Raw genomic sequence first — 1832 nt, forward strand, 5'->3', positions numbered from 1 at the left:
GGCATTCACCATGGCCTTCATCGAGCAGTCGTTCCAGTTTGCGGAGGCGGGCACGTTGGAACTCCTGCCATTTAGCCTGCTCGGTGTCGGACATCGGGATGGTGCGATCAGCCAATCGCTGCCGCCATGAAGCGGCTTCACGCTGCATCTCTGACAGTAGGGAATGAGGGATTGAATCAGAGAGCCGGAACGTGACAAAATAAGCAGCGCCAGGCAGGCGCCAATGCGGGAGATGACGCGCATAGGTGGTGAAATCGTCCGACGGCATGGAACTGCCGGGATCAAAGCCCTTAAAATCACGCGGCAAAGGAATGACGGCGGGAATCGTCCACAGCATGAATGGAGAATTGGGTGTTGAATGGCGCAATGCAAGCCGTTCGTAGGTTGGGTGTGTTTGGCGCGCCGAGGCTTCTTGTGCCACGCAGCCCCCTTCGCCAAACCGCCCGACTGCGAGGATTACCGTACGCCATGGTGTTTGCAGTGCGCTGGCAGACGGGCGGGCTGTCGCCACACCCATCCTACAATGAGCGCGCGCGCATGAACGCCACGCCTCCCCTCACGCTCTCTAATGTGGTATGAAGTAACACAAAGTTGCAGATTCGGTTTGACTTTGAAAAATCGGACCCAAGTCTTGTTCACATCCTTCGGGTGGCTGGTGTGAAGAACGCGGCGGGCCGGGAGGGGGACAGCGAGGGAGGCAGTGAAGAACTCTGAGTCTCGCACCATGCAGGCCGGCACAGCAGCCGGGCCGGGCGTTCCATGGGGTGCATGCACTCTGTCGGAGGCCGGGCCGGTGCGGGCGGTGCCGGTTGTTTCCGAGGGCCTGAGCCCATGCCTCTGCCACGCATCCTGCGTCTCTGCGCATTCCCAGGCCGAACCATGCCAATCAAATACCACTTATTACCACTTACTGCTATGAATCTGCCTGAATCCGAAAGCTTCTCTTCTGCCTCCACCTCCGCTACCACCGAGCCTGTGCCTGCGCCCGGCATCGGCTCCACCAGCAACGCCTCCTCCGGCCACCCCGGCAAGGGCATCGACTCCTCCTCTTCCACGCCTCCATCCGCAGTCTCTGCAGCCTTCTCCCAGGGCTCCGTGCTTGCGTTTGGCGCTGCCTCTGACGCGTCGCTGCCCGTTGCGGGTGTCGTGGGCATGCGCGGCCTCTTCCGGCGCGTCAGTGGCCGGTTCTGACGCTTCTGCCGCGCCCTCATTCTCCGGCTCCGCAGCCGTCTCGGAGGGCGGGTGGCTCACGCCGGAGCAGATGGCGCAGAAGCTCAATGTCTCCCGGCGCTGCCTGGGGAGCTGGGCGCGGGACCGGATCATTCCCATGATCAAGATCGGGCGGGTGTGCCGCTTTGACCTGCCGCAGGTGATGGCGGCGCTGAAGCAGCACGAGCAGGGAACCCCCAAACGCTGAGAAACCCCATGCCACCACGAACACACCCATGAAACTCGAGCTTGATCGTTTGGAGAAAGTCCGGAAGCGCGGCTCCCGGACCTTCGCCCGCTGCCCGGCCTGCGCTGAATTGGACCGGGACAGGGCGGGGGACAACCTCGTCATCTTTGACAGCGGCTGCTTTTCCTGCGCCGCCTTTCAGCAGGACCGGGGGCACGCACGCCGCATCCTAGAACTGGCGGGGAATGAGGAGGAAAAACGTAAACTCAGCCGCAGCAGCAACGGGCCGAAGGGCGCGTTTCCACCGCCACGAAAGCGGCGGGAGCCTGCGCCCGCGCCGCCGGTGCTGCCGCCGGACTTTGCGGAGATGGTCCGCACGGCGCGCCTCAGGGCCTCCGCCTGCCTGGAAACACAGGTGGTCATCGCGGCGGAGTTT

Annotated in this window: 3 protein-coding genes and 1 pseudogene; 3 read left to right on the forward strand and 1 reads right to left on the reverse strand. The window is 63.2% G+C overall.

Going from position 1 to position 1832, the window contains the following annotated elements; all coding sequences use genetic code 11:
• Positions 1-337: pseudogene (locus WAW39_RS28995) on the reverse strand (hypothetical protein); the annotation flags it as partial.
• A 578-nt stretch (positions 338-915) separates the two neighbouring features.
• On the opposite strand from WAW39_RS28995, the gene WAW39_RS29000 reads away from it, so the two are divergent.
• From WAW39_RS29000 to WAW39_RS29010, 3 genes are all read left to right on the forward strand, one after another.
• Entirely contained in the window at positions 916-1191 is a 276-nt protein-coding gene (locus tag WAW39_RS29000) for a hypothetical protein (RefSeq protein WP_422323038.1), read from the forward strand.
• Positions 1178-1417, forward strand: coding sequence for a helix-turn-helix domain-containing protein (locus WAW39_RS29005; RefSeq protein WP_422323040.1), 240 nt, complete (start codon positions 1178-1180; stop codon positions 1415-1417). The genes WAW39_RS29000 and WAW39_RS29005 overlap by 14 nt, the downstream gene beginning before the upstream one ends.
• 28 nt (positions 1418-1445) lie before the next feature.
• Positions 1446-1832: hypothetical protein (locus WAW39_RS29010; protein WP_422323042.1), on the forward strand; the 387-nt coding region annotated here is incomplete at its 3' end.

It is taken from the genome of Prosthecobacter sp. (assembly GCF_049294395.1).
Taxonomy (GTDB): Bacteria; Verrucomicrobiota; Verrucomicrobiia; order Verrucomicrobiales; family Verrucomicrobiaceae; genus Prosthecobacter.